Below are 16,107 nucleotides of genomic sequence, written 5' to 3'. Positions count from 1 at the left end.
AGATAGCGAATGAGCGGCACAGGCAGAACGCTGAAGTTAAAGAAACCGGAAGATAAAGCCAGCTTTGTAAGCTGGCGTTTTGCGTTGCTGTGCGGCTGTATTTTACTGGCGCTGGGTGGCTTGCTGTCGCGTGTGGCCTGGCTGCAGGTCATCAATCCCGGCAAGCTGGTGAAAGAGGGCGATTTGCGCTCGCTGCGTGTTCAGGCAGTGCCGACTTCGCGCGGGATGATCAGCGATCGCGCTGGCCGCCCACTGGCTGTCAGTGTACCGGTTAATGCCATCTGGGCTGATCCAAAAGAGCTGCATGCTGGTGGTGGCGTAACGCTCGACAGCCGCTGGAAAGCGCTGTCCGATGCGCTCTCTATTCCGCTTGATCAGCTGGCGGCCCGCGTCAATGCCAACCCTAAAGGCCGCTTTGTCTATCTGGCGCGCCAGGTTAATCCGGCCATCGGTGAATACGTCAAAAAACTCAAACTTCCCGGTATTCATCTGCGCGAAGAATCGCGTCGTTACTATCCTGCCGGGCAGGTCACCTCTCATCTGATTGGCTTTACCAATATCGACGGCCAGGGCATCGAAGGCATTGAAAAGAGCTTTGATAAATGGCTGACCGGTGCGCCGGGCGAGCGGACGGTGCGCAAAGACCGTTATGGTCGCGTCATCGAAGATATCTCCTCTGTGGACAGCCGCGCCGCCCATAACCTGACCCTGAGCATTGATGAACGCTTACAGGCGCTGGTTTACCGTGAACTGAATAACGCCGTTGCTTTTAACAAAGCGGAATCGGGTACGGCGGTGCTGGTGGATGTGAACACCGGTGAAGTGCTGGCGATGGCCAACAGTCCGGCTTACAACCCGAATAATCTCACCAATACGCCAAAAGATCTGATGCGTAACCGCGCGATTACCGACATCTTCGAGCCGGGTTCTACCGTGAAGCCGATGGTGGTGATGACCGCGCTGCAGCGCGGCGTGGTCAGAGAGAACAGCGTCCTGAATACCGTGCCGTACCGCGTCAATGGTCATGAGATCAAAGATGTGGCGCGCTACAACGAATTGACCCTGACAGGGGTTTTACAGAAGTCGAGTAACGTCGGTGTTTCACGTCTGGCGTTAGCGATGCCTTCCTCAGCGTTGGTAGAAACTTACGCGCGCTTTGGACTGGGCAAACCGACCAATTTGGGGCTGGTCGGGGAAAGCAGTGGCTTATACCCTAAAAAACAACGGTGGTCTGACATAGAGAGGGCCACCTTCTCTTTCGGCTACGGGCTAATGGTAACGCCGTTACAGTTAGCGCGAGTCTACGCAACGATTGGCAGCTATGGCATTAACCGTCCGCTGTCGATTACCAAAGTGGATCCGCCCGTCGCGGGACAACGCGTTTTCGATGAGTCACTGGTGAAAACTGTGATGCACATGATGGAAAGCGTGGCGCTGCCCGGTGGCGGTGGCGTTAAAGCGGCAATCAAGGGTTATCGCATCGCGATAAAAACCGGTACGGCGAAAAAAGTCGGGCCGGACGGACGCTACGTCAATAAATACATTGCCTATACCGCAGGCGTTGCGCCTGCCAGTCATCCCCGATTCGCGCTGGTGGTGGTGATCAACGATCCCCAGGCTGGCAAGTATTATGGCGGTGCGGTTTCTGCACCGGTGTTTGGTGCCATCATGGGCGGCGTACTGCGCACCATGAACATCGAGCCGGACGCATTACCGACGACCAATGACAGGAATGAGTTGGTGACTAACAGAAGTGAGGAATCAAGTGACAGATCGTAACCTGCGCGACTTACTCGGCCCCTGGGTGCCAGGCGCGCCGGCGCGCCCATTGCGCGACATGACCCTGGATAGCCGCATGGCGGCGTCTGGCGATCTGTTTGTCGCTGTTGCAGGCCATCAGGTTGATGGCCGCCGTTTCATTCCGCAGGCGATTGCGCAGGGCGTTGCCGCCGTGGTGGCTGAAGCTGAAGGTGAAGCGACTGACGGCGAAATCCGTGAAATGCACGGCGTACCGGTCATCTATCTGGCACAGCTGCATCAGCGGCTGTCGGCTTTAGCAGGACGTTTTTATCAGCAGCCGGGCGAGAAGCAGACGCTGATTGGCGTCACCGGCACCAATGGTAAAACCACGACTACCCAGCTGCTGGCGCAGTGGGCAACGCTGCTGGGTGAGACCAGCGCGGTGATGGGCACCGTCGGCAACGGGCTGGTGGGTCACTTAGTCGCTGCAGAAAATACTACCGGTTCAGCCGTGGACGTTCAGCATATGCTGCACGAGCTCGCTGAAAAAGGGGCGACCCTGACCGCGATGGAAGTCTCCTCACACGGTCTGGTGCAGCATCGCGTTGCGGCGCTGCCGTTTGCTGCAGCGGTCTTCACTAACCTCAGTCGCGATCACCTCGATTACCACGGTGACATGCCGAGCTATGAGTCGGCCAAATGGCTACTGTTTTCTGAGCATCAGGTCGGACAGGCGATTCTTAACGCTGATGATGAAGTCGGCCGTCGCTGGCTGGCGCGCTTACCTGATGCGGTTGCCGTCACCATGGAAGATAACCTTCAATCGGGCTGCCATGGCCGCTGGCTGAAAGCCGATGCGGTGGAGTACCACGACAACGGGGCTCATATCCGTTTCAGCTCCAGCTGGGGCAACGGTGAAATCGACAGCCCGCTGATGGGCGCGTTCAACGTCAGCAATCTGCTGCTGGCGCTGGCGACCCTGCTGTCACTGGATTATCCGCTGGCGACGCTGATAAGCGTTGCACCACGATTACAGCCCGTTAACGGGCGTATGGAAGTGTTCAGCGCTGCAGGAAAACCGACGGTCGTGGTGGATTATGCCCACACGCCGGATGCGCTGGAAAAAGCGCTGGAAGCGGCACGTCTGCATTGCAAAGGAAAACTCTGGTGCCTGTTTGGCTGCGGTGGCGACCGCGACAAAGGCAAGCGCCCGTTAATGGGGGCGATTGCTGAACAATTTGCGGATGTGGTGGTGATTACCGACGACAACCCGCGCAGCGAAGATCCGCAGGCGATTGTAAAAGACATTCTGGCCGGTTTGCTGGATCCGGGCCGCGCCCGCGTGGTATCAGGTCGTGCGCAAGCGGTCACTAACGCCATTATGCAGGCACAGCCTGACGATATCGTGCTGGTGGCGGGCAAAGGCCATGAAGATTATCAGATCATCGGCAACCGTCGTCTCGACTACTCCGATCGTGCCACGGTAGCGGCACTGCTGGGAGGCGCAGCATGATTCCGGTTTCATTAAAGACCCTGGCGGAAATTACCGGCGGCACGCTGCACGGCAGCGATTTAACCCTGAATGATGTGACCACCGATACCCGCAAAGTGACGGCGGGCAGCCTGTTTGTCGCGCTGGTGGGCGAACGCTTCGATGCACACGACTTCGCTGAAGAGGCGATTGCCAGTGGCGCACAGGCGCTGCTGGTGAGTAAGTATTTACCTGTCGCTGTGCCTCAGGTGGTGGTTGAAGATACCCGTATCGCCTTTGGCCGACTGGGTGCCTGGGTTCGTCAGCAGTCGACCGCCCGCGTCGTGGCGCTGACCGGCTCCTCCGGCAAAACCTCGGTTAAGGAGATGACCGCAGCAATTCTGCGTCAGTGTGGCGAAACGCTCTACACCGCAGGCAATCTCAACAACGATTATGGCGTGCCGATGACCCTGCTCCGCCTGACCGCAGAACATCAGTATGCGGTCATCGAGCTGGGTGCTAATCATCAGGGCGAAATCGCCTACACCACTGACCTGGTTAAACCAGAAAGTGCGCTGGTGAATAATCTGGCCGCGGCCCATCTGGAGGGCTTTGGCTCACTGGCGGGTGTTGCTAAAGCGAAAGGTGAGATCTTTCAGGGCCTGCCGGCTCACGGCATTGCCATTCTCAATGCGGAGAGCAACGACTGGCCGAACTGGCAGAGCACACTGCAGGATAAAACCGTGTGGCGCTTTTCACCGCAGGCGGCCGAGTGTGATTTCTCCGCCCGTGATATCCGCATTGCGCAGGATGGCACCCATTTTGTGATGAACACACCGCGTGGCACGGCTGAGATCGTACTGCCGTTGCCGGGCCGTCATAACATCGCTAACGCTTTGGCGGCGGCGGCACTGGCCCTGTCGGTGGATGCGCCGCTTAGCGCCGTTCAGCAGGGACTGAAAAACCTGCAGTCGGTGCCGGGTCGTCTGTTCCCGGTGCGTCTTTCTGCGCATCAGCTGCTGCTGGATGACAGCTACAACGCTAACGTCGGCTCGATGACCGCCGCCGTCCAGGTCCTGTCAGAGATGCCAGGTTACCAGGTGCTGGTCGCGGGTGATATGGCGGAACTGGGCGAAGAGACTGAAAAATGTCACCGCGAAATCGGTGAAGCGGCACGCGAAGCAGGCCTTGACCGCGTACTGACCTGTGGAAAATTCAGCCATTTCATTAGTGAAAGCAGTGGCGTTGGTGAACATTTCAGCGATAAGACGGCGCTGACTGAACGTTTGCGAGAATTGTTGTCCCAACACTCAGAAATTACCGTCCTGATAAAAGGTTCACGTAGTGCCGCCATGGAGCAGGTAGTACAGAGCTTAAAGGAGAAAGGAACATGTTAGTTTGGCTGGCCGAGCATCTGGTCGCTTTTTATTCGGGCTTCAACGTCTTTTCCTATCTGACGTTTCGCGCCATTGTCAGCCTGCTGACCGCGTTATTTATCTCGCTCTGGATGGGGCCGCGCCTCATCGCCTGGCTGCAGAAATTACAGATTGGCCAGGTCGTCCGTAACGACGGTCCGGAATCGCACTTCAGTAAGCGCGGGACGCCTACCATGGGCGGCATCATGATTCTGACTTCCATCACCATTTCGGTACTGATGTGGGCCTATCCGTCGAACCCCTATGTCTGGTGCGTGCTGTTCGTGCTGGTCGGCTTTGGCATCATCGGCTTTGTCGATGACTACCGCAAAGTGGTGCGTAAAGACACCAAAGGCCTGATCGCCCGCTGGAAATATTTCTGGATGTCGGTGATTTCGCTGGGTGTGGCGTTCGGACTTTATGCGGCGGGCAAAGATACCCCTGCGACTCAACTGGTCGTGCCGTTTTTCAAAGACATCATGCCGCAGCTTGGCCTGTTTTATGTGCTGCTGGCCTACTTTGTCATTGTCGGAACGGGTAATGCGGTCAATCTGACCGATGGTCTGGATGGCCTGGCGATTATGCCAACCGTCTTTGTCGCTGCGGGCTTCGCGCTGGTTGCCTGGGCAACCGGTAACGTGAAGTTTGCTGAATACCTTCATATTCCCTATCTGCGTCACGCCGGTGAGCTGGTGATTGTCTGTACCGCTATCGTCGGGGCAGGGCTGGGCTTCCTGTGGTTCAACACCTATCCGGCTCAGGTCTTTATGGGCGACGTCGGCTCGCTGGCATTAGGCGGCGCGCTGGGCACCATCGCGGTGTTACTGCGTCAGGAATTTTTACTGGTGATCATGGGCGGCGTATTTGTGGTTGAAACGCTGTCGGTAATCCTTCAGGTGGGATCGTTCAAGTTGCGCGGCCAGCGTATTTTCCGCATGGCGCCGATCCATCACCACTATGAACTTAAGGGCTGGCCGGAACCGCGCGTCATCGTGCGCTTCTGGATTATTTCGCTAATGCTGGTGCTGATTGGCCTGGCCACGCTGAAGGTGCGTTAATCATGGCTGACTATCGGGGTAGAAAAGTCGTCATCATCGGACTGGGCCTTACCGGGCTCTCCTGTGTTGATTTCTTTTTAGCGCAGGGCGTCACGCCTCGCGTGATGGACACCCGTGTCTCGCCGCCGGGGCTGGATAAATTGCCCGGGCAGGTTGAACGCCATCTGGGCGGCATTAACGGTGACTGGCTACTGGCGGCCGATCTGATTGTTGCCAGCCCTGGCGTCGCACTGGCGCATCCGATTCTCAGCGAAGCGGTAGAAGCCGGAATTGAAATCGTCGGTGACATTGAGCTGTTCTGCCGCGAGGCGCAGGCTCCCATCGTGGCAATTACTGGTTCCAACGGCAAAAGCACCGTGACCACGCTGGTAGGTGAGATGGCGAAAGCCGCAGGCTGGCAGGTGGGCGTCGGTGGCAATATCGGTCTGCCCGCGCTGAGTCTGCTGCAATCACCGGCCCAACTTTATGTACTGGAACTCTCCAGTTTCCAGCTTGAGACCACCCACAGTCTGAAAGCGGCTGCGGCAACCGTGCTTAACGTCACCGAAGATCATATGGACCGCTATCCGCTGGGTATGCAGCAGTATCGTGCTGCCAAGCTGCGGGTCTATGAGAATGCGCAGATCTGCATCGTTAACGCTGATGATGCGCTGACGATGCCGGTACGTGGTGCGGATAAGCGCTGTGTCAGCTTTGGTGTCGATTTCGGTGACTACCACCTTAACAAGCAGCAGGGCAGTATCTGGCTGCGGGTGAAAGGTGAGAAAGTCCTGAACACCGCTGAAATGAAGATGGTGGGACAGCATAACTACACCAACGCGCTGGCTGCGCTGGCGCTGGCCGATGCGGTCGGTCTGCCACGCGCCTCCAGCCTCGCGGCCTTAACGCAATTTAACGGTCTGGCGCATCGCTTCCAGCTGGTCCATGAACACCAGGGCGTACGCTGGATTAATGACTCCAAAGCGACCAACGTCGGCAGCACCGAAGCGGCGCTGAACGGCCTGCAGGTTCAGGGAACGCTGTGGCTGCTGATGGGCGGTGATGGTAAGTCAGCCGATTTTACACCGCTGATCCCGTGGCTTCAGGGCAACAACGTGCGCCTTTACTGCTTTGGCCGTGACGGCGATGCGCTGGCCGCACTGCGTCCTGACATCGCTGTGCGCACGGAAACGATGCGACAGGCAATGGAGCAGATCGCGCCGCAGGTTAAAGCAGGCGATATGGTTCTGCTGTCGCCGGCCTGCGCCAGCCTTGACCAGTTCCGTAACTTTGAGCAGCGCGGTGAGCAGTTCGCGCAACTGGCGAAGGAGCTGAGCTGATGCGTATTCCTGGTGCCGGACTGGCGGGTTACTTCTCAGGACGCCTGAAAGACTGGGTGATGGGCGCACGCGAAAGTGATGATTCATCGCTGGTGCTCTATGACCGCACACTGTTATGGCTGACGCTGGGCCTGGCGGTAATTGGTTTTGTGATGGTGACGTCGGCGTCTATGCCGGTAGGTCAGCGTCTGAATGACGATCTCTTCTACTTCGCCAAACGTGATGCGTTCTACATTGTACTGGCTTTGGGTATGGCGCTGGTCACACTGCGGGTACCGATGGATTTCTGGCAGCGCTACAGCAACGTGATGCTGATGGTCACGGTGGCGATGCTGCTGATTGTTCTGGTCGTCGGCAGCTCGGTCAACGGTGCCTCGCGCTGGATCGCGCTGGGTCCGCTGCGTATCCAGCCTGCAGAGCTGTCGAAGCTTTCCCTGTTTTGCTATCTCGCCAGCTACCTGGTGCGCAAAGTGGAAGAGGTGCGAAACAACTTCTGGGGCTTCTGTAAGCCGATGGGCGTGATGGTCGTGCTGGCGGTGTTACTGCTGGCGCAGCCTGACCTGGGTACGGTGGTGGTGCTGTTTGTCACCACGCTGGCGATGCTGTTCCTTGCCGGTGCCAAGCTGTGGCAGTTCATGGCCATCATCGGCTCCGGCATTTTTGCGGTGATCCTGCTGATCATTGCAGAACCTTATCGTATGCGCCGTGTGACCTCGTTCTGGAATCCGTGGGAAGATCCGTTTGGTAGTGGCTACCAGCTGACACAGTCTCTGATGGCATTTGGTCGCGGAGAATTCTGGGGGCAGGGACTCGGTAACTCGGTGCAAAAGCTGGAATATCTGCCGGAAGCGCATACCGACTTTATTTTCGCCATCATCGGGGAAGAACTCGGCTATGTCGGTGTGGTACTGGCACTTTTAATGGTATTCTTCGTCGCTTTTCGTGCGATGTCGATTGGCCGTCGTGCTCTGGAACTGGATCAGCGTTTTTCCGGCTTTTTAGCCTGTTCAATCGGTGTCTGGTTCAGCTTCCAGGCGCTGGTTAACGTCGGGGCTGCAGCCGGTATGTTACCGACCAAAGGCCTGACCTTACCGCTGATCAGTTACGGTGGGTCGAGTCTGATCATTATGTCGACCGCCATCGTCTTTTTATTACGCATAGATTATGAAACGCGCCTGGCGAAAGCGCAGGCGTTTACCCGAGGTGGTCGATGAGCGGTAAGCGATTGATGGTGATGGCAGGCGGAACTGGCGGACATGTCTTTCCCGGTCTGGCTGTCGCCCATCATCTGATGGAACAGGGCTGGCAGGTTCGCTGGTTAGGCACAGCCGACCGTATGGAAGCCGATCTGGTGCCAAAACACGGCATCGACATCGACTTCATCCGTATCAGCGGATTGCGCGGGAAGGGCATGAAAGCACTGCTGCTGGCACCGCTGCGTATCTTCAATGCCTGGCGCCAGGCGCGTCGCATTATGAAAGACTGGCAGCCGGATGTTGTGCTGGGCATGGGCGGCTACGTTTCAGGACCAGGCGGCTTAGCGGCCTGGAGCTGCGGAATTCCGGTGGTGCTGCATGAGCAGAACGGGATCGCCGGGCTGACTAACAAATGGCTGGCGAAAATCGCTACCAAAGTACTGCAGGCGTTTCCGGGCGCGTTTCCCGCCGCCGATGTGGTGGGGAATCCGGTTCGTACCGATGTTCTGGCTCTGCCTTTACCCGCGCAACGTCTGGCGGATCGTCATGGCCCGATTCGGGTGCTGGTGATTGGGGGCAGTCAGGGGGCGCGGATTCTGAACCAGACGCTGCCGCAGGTTGCGGCGCTGGTGGGTGATGAGATCACCCTGTGGCATCAGACCGGTAAAGGGGCACAGCCCGAAACAGAGAAAGCGTATCAGCAGGTGGGACAGACGCAGCATAAGGTCACTGAGTTTATTGATGACATGGCTGCCGCCTACGCCTGGGCTGATGTGGTGGTATGTCGCTCCGGCGCATTAACCGTGAGCGAAGTCGCTGCCGCTGGTTTACCGGCGATTTTCGTGCCGTTTCAGCACAAAGATCGCCAGCAGTACTGGAACGCGCTGCCGCTGGAGAAAGCGGGCGCCGCCAGAATTTTTGAGCAGCCGCAATTTACTGCGGAGGCTGTAGCGGATTTGCTACGCCACTGGGACCGCGCAACACTGCTGACGATGGCCGAGCAGGCCCGTCAGGTGGCGATCCCCGATGCGACTGGACGGGTCGCTCAGGAAGTGGCTCGCGCCGCAAAGTAATCATTCCGGTCAGCGTGTCTGACCTGTACCCGAAGTGGGTACAAACTGAAATAGCAGGTAACTGAGAGCGATGAATACACAACAATTGGCAAAACTGCGTTCTATCGTGCCCGAGATGCGTCGCGTCCGGCACATCCACTTTGTCGGCATCGGTGGTGCTGGCATGGGCGGTATTGCCGAAGTGTTAGCAAATGAAGGCTACCATATCAGCGGTTCAGATCTGGCCCCTAACCCGGTGACGCAGAACCTGATCGCCCTGGGCGCCACCATTTATTTTAACCATCGCCCCGAAAACGTGACTGATGCGAGCGTCGTTGTGGTCTCCAGCGCCGTATCGCAGGATAACCCGGAATTGGTAGCGGCTCGTGAACAGCGTATCCCGGTCATCCGTCGCGCGGAGATGCTGGCTGAACTGATGCGTTTCCGTCACGGCATCGCCGTTGCGGGTACGCATGGCAAAACGACCACCACGGCGATGGTGTCGAGTATTTATGCGGAAGCCGGTCTTGATCCGACTTTCGTTAACGGCGGCCTGGTCAAAGCAGCAGGCACCCATGCTCGTCTGGGTCACAGCCGCTATCTGATTGCCGAAGCGGATGAGAGCGATGCGTCGTTCCTGCATCTGCAGCCGATGGTGGCCATTGTGACCAACATCGAAGCTGACCATATGGACACCTATCAGGGCGATTTTGAGAACCTGAAGCAGACGTTTATTAACTTCCTGCACAACCTGCCGTTTTACGGTCGTGCGGTGATGTGTGTAGATGATGTGGTTATCCGTGACCTGATCCCGCGCGTGGGCCGTCATATCACCACCTACGGTTTCAGTGACGATGCGGATCTGCGCATTGAAAACTACGAGCAGAGTGGCGCGCAGGGGCATTTTACCCTGATCCGTCAGGACAAAGCGCCGCTGCAGATTACGCTGAATGCGCCGGGTCGCCATAACGCCCTGAACGCGGCAGCCGCGGTTGCCGTCGCCAGTGAAGAGGGCATTGAAGACAATGCCATCCTGGCTGCGCTGGAGAGTTTCCAGGGCACGGGCCGTCGCTTTGATCTGCTGGGTGAATTCCCGACTGAGCCAGTGAACGGTCAGCCGGGCACCGCCATGCTGGTGGATGATTACGGTCATCACCCAACCGAAGTGGACGCGACGATTAAAGCCGCGCGCGCAGGCTGGCCGGATAAAAAACTGGTGATGGTGTTTCAGCCGCACCGATACAGCCGTACCCGCGATTTGTTTGATGATTTCGCCAACGTGCTGTCGCATGTCGATGTGTTGCTGATGCTGGATGTGTACTCCGCCGGTGAAACCGCGATTCCGGGTGCTGACAGCCGTTCGCTGTGCCGTGCCATTCGTAACCGGGGCAAGGTTGATCCGATTCTGGTGCCGGAACATGACGCGCTGCCGGAAATGCTGGCACCACTTCTGTCAGGCAATGACCTGATCCTGGTGCAGGGCGCCGGTAACGTCGGCAAGGTTGCCCGCAAGCTGGCGGAGACTAAGCTCCAGCCGGAACGCAAAGCGGAGGATCGTCATGGCGGATAAAGTTGCCGTATTAATGGGCGGCACCTCAGCAGAGCGTGAGGTTTCGCTGAACTCGGGTCAGGCCGTCGTCGCCGGACTGCGGGAAATGGGCATCGATGCGCATGGCGTCGACACCCGTGATGTATCGGTGCTGACGCTGAAAGAGCAGGGCTTTGCCAAAGCCTTTATCGCGCTGCATGGCCGGGGCGGAGAAGATGGCACGATGCAGGCGGTGCTGGAGTTCCTGCAACTGCCTTACACCGGCAGCGGCGTAATGGCATCGGCTGTGACCATGGATAAGCTGCGCACCAAACTGCTGTGGCAGGGTCGCGGATTACCCTCAGGCAAATTTGTCTGGCTGACGCGTCAGCAGTTTGATGCCGGGCTGGATGCAGAGAGCAACGCAGCAATTGCGGCGCTGGGTCTGCCACTGTTTGTAAAGCCAGCCTGTGAAGGCTCGAGTGTGGGTATCAGCCGGGTTAACGATCTGAGCGCGCTGCCTGCCGCACTGGACATGGCGTTTAAGCACGACAATGACGTACTGGTCGAGGCGTTTCTCAGCGGCGCGGAGTATACCGTCGCGATTGTGGGCGATCGTATTCTGCCCTCAATTGAAATAAAGAGCGCCAGTGAGTTCTATGACTATGAAGCTAAATACATTTCTGACGATACTCAGTACGTCTGTCCGGCCGATTTAAGCGCTGAACGTGAAGCTGAATTACAGCAGCTGGTGCTGGCGGCCTGGCGTGCACTGGGCTGTCGTGGCTGGGGACGGGTTGATGTGATGACGGATGGGGAAGGGCGCTTTCAGTTGCTGGAAGCCAATACCTCTCCGGGCATGACCAGCCACAGTCTGGTTCCTATGGCTGCGAAACAGGCGGGCATGAGTTTCCCGCAGCTGGTTGCCCATATTCTGGAGCTGGCCGACTGATATGTCACAGGCGGCGATGAGAGTTCGAAACCGTGAACCGCAGGAGCGTATTCGCACCGGGCGCAGTAACGGAGCCCGACTGTTCGGCATTGTTTTTCTGCTGATGGTTATCGGGATTATGGTTGCCGGCGGGCTGGTAGTGCTGAAGTGGATGAACGATGCGTCCCGGGTGCCGCTGTCAAAACTGGTGGTGACAGGACAGACGCACTACACCACCCACGACGATATCCGCCAGGCGATTCTGTCGCTGGGTCCGCCTGGCACATTTATGTCTCAGGATGTGGATATCCTTCAGCAGCAGATTGAGCGGCTGCCGTGGATTAAGCAGGTCAGCGTACGTAAGCAGTGGCCGGACGAACTGAAAATCCATCTGGTGGAGTATACGCCGGTGGCGCGCTGGAACGATTTGCATATGGTGGATGCTGAAGGTGTCTCCTTCAGCGTACCCGCCAGTCATGCCGGCAAAGAAACAATGCCGATGTTGTATGGGCCAGAAGGGAGTGAGAAAGAGGTCCTGGCGGGCTATCACAGCATGGATGATGTGCTGAAAGCCCGGAAGTTTACCCTGAAGGTGGCGTCGATGACGGCCCGTCGTTCATGGCAGCTGGTCACCAGCGATGATGTACGTATCGAACTGGGCCGCAGCGACACCATGAAACGATTGAATCGCTTTATTGAGCTCTACCCGGTGCTGCAACAGCAAGGTCAGAACGAGAGCAAACGTATCAGCTACGTGGATTTGCGATACGACTCTGGCGCTTCTGTTGGCTGGACACCGGTCGTGATGGAGCCACAGGACAGTAATCAGCAACAGAACCAGGCACAGGCTAAACAACAATGATCAAGGCAACGGACAGAAAACTGGTAGTTGGACTCGAAATCGGCACTGCAAAGGTTGCCGCCCTGGTTGGGGAAGTTCTGCCCGATGGTATGGTCAACATTATTGGGGTGGGCAGCTGCCCTTCCCGCGGTATGGATAAAGGTGGCGTAAACGACCTTGAGTCGGTGGTGAAATGCGTTCAGCGCGCCATCGATCAGGCTGAGCTGATGGCAGATTGCCAGATCTCCTCCGTCTACCTTGCTTTATCGGGCAAACATATCAGTTGTCAGAACGAAATCGGGATGGTTCCGATTTCGGAAGAGGAAGTGACTCAGGATGATGTAGAGAACGTTGTACATACCGCCAAATCGGTGAGAGTACGTGACGAGCACCGCATCCTGCATGTAATTCCTCAGGAATACGCAATCGATTATCAGGAAGGGATTAAGAATCCGGTCGGGCTGTCCGGCGTGCGCATGCAGGCAAAAGTACACCTGATCACCTGCCACAACGATATGGCGAAGAACATCGTTAAAGCCGTTGAGCGTTGCGGACTGAAAGTGGATCAGCTGATTTTTGCCGGCCTCGCCTCCAGTTTTGCGGTTCTGACTGAAGACGAACGTGAGCTGGGCGTCTGTGTTGTCGATATTGGTGGCGGTACAATGGACATAGCCGTATATACCGGCGGCGCTTTACGGCACACTAAGGTGATTCCGTATGCAGGCAACGTCGTCACCAGCGATATCGCCTATGCGTTTGGTACACCACCAACGGATGCTGAAGCGATTAAAGTGCGCCATGGCTGTGCGCTGGGCTCGATTGTCGGCAAAGATGAGAACGTTGAAGTGCCGAGCGTAGGAGGACGTCCACCGCGCAGCCTGCAACGTCAGACGCTGGCGGAAGTGATTGAGCCGCGTTATACCGAACTTTTGAATCTGGTCAATGACGAGATTCTGCAGTTACAGGAACAACTGCGTCAGCAGGGCGTGAAGCATCATCTGGCCGCAGGCATTGTCCTGACCGGTGGTGCAGCGCAAATCGAAGGACTGGCGGCCTGTGCGCAACGCGTATTCCATACGCAGGTGCGTATCGGACAGCCGCTGAATATTACCGGCCTGACTGACTATGCGCAGGAATCGTACTACTCCACCGCCGTGGGACTGTTGCATTACGGCAAAGAGTCGCACATGAACGGTGATGCAGAGACCGAAAAACGGGTTTCAGTAGGTAACTGGTTCAAGCGTATTAACAGTTGGTTAAAAAAAGAGTTTTAATTTTTGTGAAAGGGGATCATGCTGTTTTCTTTAATGATCTCCAGGCGACAGGCACATAACGGAGAGAAATCATGTTTGAACCTATGGAATTAACCAACGACGCGGTGATTAAAGTCATCGGCGTCGGTGGCGGCGGCGGTAACGCCGTAGAGCACATGGTACGCGAACGTATCGAAGGTGTGGAATTCTTTGCTGTGAATACCGACGCGCAAGCGCTGCGTAAAACAGCGGTCGGCCAGACCATCCAGATCGGTAATAACATTACCAAAGGTCTGGGTGCGGGTGCGAACCCGGAAGTGGGCCGTAACTCTGCAGAAGAAGATCGCGAAGCACTGCGGGCTGCGCTGGAAGGGGCAGACATGGTCTTCATCGCAGCAGGCATGGGCGGCGGTACCGGTACCGGTGCAGCACCTGTGGTTGCTGAAGTGGCCAAGGATCTCGGTATCCTGACGGTGGCGGTTGTCACCAAGCCATTCAACTTCGAAGGCAAAAAACGCATGGCGTTTGCCGAGCAGGGGATCGCTGAACTCTCCAAGCATGTCGATTCACTGATTACCATTCCAAACGACAAGCTGCTGAAAGTGCTGGGTCGTGGCATTTCCCTGCTGGATGCGTTTGGTGCGGCCAATGACGTGCTGAAAGGCGCAGTCCAGGGTATCGCCGAACTGATCACTCGTCCGGGCCTGATGAACGTCGACTTTGCTGACGTGCGTACCGTGATGTCCGAAATGGGCTATGCAATGATGGGTTCAGGCGTGGCGTGCGGTGAAGATCGTGCGGAAGAAGCGGCTGAAATGGCGATCTCCAGCCCACTGCTGGAAGATATCGACCTGTCTGGCGCCCGTGGCGTGCTGGTCAACATTACTGCGGGCTTCGACCTGCGTCTGGATGAGTTCGAAACCGTGGGTAACACTATTCGTGCCTTCGCCTCTGACAACGCGACCGTGGTAATCGGTACGTCGCTGGATCCGGAAATGAACGACGAACTGCGCGTCACTGTCGTGGCAACCGGTATTGGCATGGACAAGCGTCCGGAAATCACGCTGGTCACCAACAAGCCAGCCAGCCAGCCAGTGATGGATCATCGCTATCAGCAGCACGGTATGTCACCACTGCCGCAGGAGCAGAAGCCTGCTGCCAAAGTCGTTAACGACCAGGCTGCGCAGTCGAATAAAGAGCCAGACTATCTTGATATTCCGGCCTTTTTACGTAAGCAGGCCGACTAGGATTAACCCTATAATTGGGATTCTCCGCTCTTTGTGCTAAAGTGTCTGTCCGCTGGTAAAGTATACTGGCGGTCGGAAAGGTGATACTGCGAGATAATGCGATGATCAAACAAAGGACATTAAAACGTATTGTTCAGGCGACTGGCGTCGGTTTACATACCGGCAAAAAAGTCACACTGACATTACGCCCTGCGTCGGCTAACACCGGGGTCATCTATCGTCGCACCGACTTGAATCCACCGGTAGATTTTCCGGCTGATGCAAAATACGTGCGCGACACCATGCTGAGTACCTGCCTGGTGAATGATGAAGGCGTGCGTATTTCAACGGTTGAACACCTTAATGCCGCCCTGGCGGGTCTGGGTATCGACAACATTATTGTTGAAGTCGATGCGCCAGAAATCCCGATCATGGATGGCAGCGCAGCACCGTTTATCTATCTGCTGATGGATGCGGGTATCGAGCAGCTCAACAGCGCGAAGAAATTTGTGCGCGTTAAGCAGACCGTGCGTGTGGAAGAGGGTGACAAATGGGCAGAGATCAAACCGTACAACGGTTTCTCGCTCGATTTCACCATTGACTTCAAACACCCGGCTATCGATTCCAGCTCACAGCGCTATGCGATGAACTTCTCTGCTGACGCCTTTGTTCGTCAAATCAGCCGGGCGCGTACATTTGGCTTTATGCGTGAAATCGAATATCTGCAGTCTAAAGGCCTGTGCCTGGGCGGTAGCTTAGATTGTGCGATAGGTCTGGATGATTTCCGCGTACTGAATGAAGAAGGTCTGCGTTTTGAAGACGAGTTTGTCCGTCACAAAATGCTGGACGCGATTGGCGACTTGTTTATGTGTGGTCATAACATTATTGGCGCATTCACTGCGTTCAAATCGGGCCACGCGCTGAACAACAAGCTGTTGCAGGCGGTTCTTGCGAAGCAGGAAGCCTGGGAATGGGCTACCTTCGAAGACGAAGCTGAACTGCCAGTGGCATTCAAAGCACCGAATCTGGTTCTGGCTTAACTACCCCAGAACGTGAAACGGCTGGTTATGCTGACAC

The 16,107-nt window shown here is 56.6% G+C and carries 13 protein-coding genes; all 13 read left to right on the top strand.

What is annotated here, in order from left to right; translation table 11 throughout:
- Positions 1–9 precede the first annotated feature (9 nt).
- The 13 genes from IBT54_RS13570 to lpxC all read left to right on the top strand — a co-directional run bounded on the left by IBT54_RS13570 (position 10) and on the right by lpxC (position 16,070).
- On the top strand, positions 10–1,779 hold the full coding sequence (locus tag IBT54_RS13570) for a peptidoglycan glycosyltransferase FtsI (RefSeq protein WP_013356760.1): 1,770 nt from the start codon (positions 10–12) through the stop codon (positions 1,777–1,779).
- On the top strand, positions 1,766–3,253 hold the full coding sequence (gene murE, locus IBT54_RS13565) for a UDP-N-acetylmuramoyl-L-alanyl-D-glutamate--2,6-diaminopimelate ligase (RefSeq protein ID WP_201252300.1): 1,488 nt from the start codon (positions 1,766–1,768) through the stop codon (positions 3,251–3,253). Before IBT54_RS13570 ends, murE begins: the two co-directional genes overlap by 14 nt.
- Positions 3,250–4,608 (top strand): UDP-N-acetylmuramoyl-tripeptide--D-alanyl-D-alanine ligase, encoded by a 1,359-nt coding sequence (gene murF, locus IBT54_RS13560; protein WP_201252299.1) that lies wholly within the window; start codon positions 3,250–3,252, stop codon positions 4,606–4,608. The genes murE and murF overlap by 4 nt, the downstream gene beginning before the upstream one ends.
- Positions 4,602–5,684 carry a phospho-N-acetylmuramoyl-pentapeptide-transferase gene (gene mraY / locus IBT54_RS13555; RefSeq protein ID WP_013356763.1) on the top strand — a complete coding sequence of 361 codons (1,083 nt, stop codon included), beginning with the start codon at positions 4,602–4,604 and terminating at the stop codon, positions 5,682–5,684. Before murF ends, mraY begins: the two co-directional genes overlap by 7 nt.
- Before the next feature lie 2 nt (positions 5,685–5,686).
- Positions 5,687–7,003, top strand: a complete 1,317-nt coding sequence (murD, locus tag IBT54_RS13550) for a UDP-N-acetylmuramoyl-L-alanine--D-glutamate ligase (RefSeq protein ID WP_201252298.1) — start codon at positions 5,687–5,689, stop codon at positions 7,001–7,003.
- Entirely contained in the window at positions 7,003–8,217 is a 1,215-nt protein-coding gene (gene ftsW / locus IBT54_RS13545) for a cell division protein FtsW (protein ID WP_003854750.1), read from the top strand. Before murD ends, ftsW begins: the two co-directional genes overlap by 1 nt.
- On the top strand, positions 8,214–9,272 hold the full coding sequence (murG, locus tag IBT54_RS13540) for an undecaprenyldiphospho-muramoylpentapeptide beta-N-acetylglucosaminyltransferase (protein WP_013356765.1): 1,059 nt from the start codon (positions 8,214–8,216) through the stop codon (positions 9,270–9,272). The genes ftsW and murG overlap by 4 nt, the downstream gene beginning before the upstream one ends.
- A 70-nt stretch (positions 9,273–9,342) precedes the next feature.
- A complete protein-coding gene (gene murC / locus IBT54_RS13535) occupies positions 9,343–10,821 on the top strand; it encodes a UDP-N-acetylmuramate--L-alanine ligase (RefSeq protein ID WP_013356766.1) in 1,479 nt (492 codons plus the stop codon).
- Positions 10,811–11,731, top strand: a complete 921-nt coding sequence (locus IBT54_RS13530) for a D-alanine--D-alanine ligase (RefSeq protein WP_147789394.1) — start codon at positions 10,811–10,813, stop codon at positions 11,729–11,731. The genes murC and IBT54_RS13530 overlap by 11 nt, the downstream gene beginning before the upstream one ends.
- A gap of 1 nt (position 11,732) precedes the next feature.
- Positions 11,733–12,572, top strand: a complete 840-nt coding sequence (gene ftsQ / locus IBT54_RS13525) for a cell division protein FtsQ (RefSeq protein WP_201252297.1) — start codon at positions 11,733–11,735, stop codon at positions 12,570–12,572.
- Positions 12,569–13,825, top strand: a complete 1,257-nt coding sequence (gene ftsA, locus IBT54_RS13520; protein WP_010253890.1) for a cell division protein FtsA — start codon at positions 12,569–12,571, stop codon at positions 13,823–13,825. The genes ftsQ and ftsA overlap by 4 nt, the downstream gene beginning before the upstream one ends.
- Before the next feature lie 71 nt (positions 13,826–13,896).
- Positions 13,897–15,051, top strand: a complete 1,155-nt coding sequence (ftsZ, locus tag IBT54_RS13515) for a cell division protein FtsZ (RefSeq protein WP_003854738.1) — start codon at positions 13,897–13,899, stop codon at positions 15,049–15,051.
- A 101-nt stretch (positions 15,052–15,152) separates the two neighbouring features.
- The gene (lpxC, locus tag IBT54_RS13510) at positions 15,153–16,070 is read left to right on the top strand and encodes a UDP-3-O-acyl-N-acetylglucosamine deacetylase (protein WP_013356769.1); all 918 of its coding nucleotides are present in this window, start codon (positions 15,153–15,155) and stop codon (positions 16,068–16,070) included.
- Positions 16,071–16,107 lie beyond the last annotated feature (37 nt).

Source organism: Pantoea sp. S62 (assembly GCF_016658625.1).
GTDB classification, from domain to species: domain Bacteria; phylum Pseudomonadota; class Gammaproteobacteria; order Enterobacterales; family Enterobacteriaceae; genus Pantoea; species Pantoea vagans.
Note: the sequence above shows the minus strand (reverse complement) of the source record. Positions and strands in the feature narration are given on the sequence as shown.

Coding starts and splice junctions, on each gene's coding strand:
- IBT54_RS13570 (WP_013356760.1), top strand. CDS start 10: ATGAGCGGCACAGGCAGAACGCTGAAGTTAAAGAAACCGGAAGATAAA.
- murF (WP_201252299.1), top strand. CDS start 3,250: ATGATTCCGGTTTCATTAAAGACCCTGGCGGAAATTACCGGCGGCACG.
- mraY (WP_013356763.1), top strand. CDS start 4,602: ATGTTAGTTTGGCTGGCCGAGCATCTGGTCGCTTTTTATTCGGGCTTC.
- murD (WP_201252298.1), top strand. CDS start 5,687: ATGGCTGACTATCGGGGTAGAAAAGTCGTCATCATCGGACTGGGCCTT.
- ftsW (WP_003854750.1), top strand. CDS start 7,003: ATGCGTATTCCTGGTGCCGGACTGGCGGGTTACTTCTCAGGACGCCTG.
- murG (WP_013356765.1), top strand. CDS start 8,214: ATGAGCGGTAAGCGATTGATGGTGATGGCAGGCGGAACTGGCGGACAT.
- murC (WP_013356766.1), top strand. CDS start 9,343: ATGAATACACAACAATTGGCAAAACTGCGTTCTATCGTGCCCGAGATG.
- IBT54_RS13530 (WP_147789394.1), top strand. CDS start 10,811: ATGGCGGATAAAGTTGCCGTATTAATGGGCGGCACCTCAGCAGAGCGT.
- ftsQ (WP_201252297.1), top strand. CDS start 11,733: ATGTCACAGGCGGCGATGAGAGTTCGAAACCGTGAACCGCAGGAGCGT.
- ftsA (WP_010253890.1), top strand. CDS start 12,569: ATGATCAAGGCAACGGACAGAAAACTGGTAGTTGGACTCGAAATCGGC.
- ftsZ (WP_003854738.1), top strand. CDS start 13,897: ATGTTTGAACCTATGGAATTAACCAACGACGCGGTGATTAAAGTCATC.
- lpxC (WP_013356769.1), top strand. CDS start 15,153: ATGATCAAACAAAGGACATTAAAACGTATTGTTCAGGCGACTGGCGTC.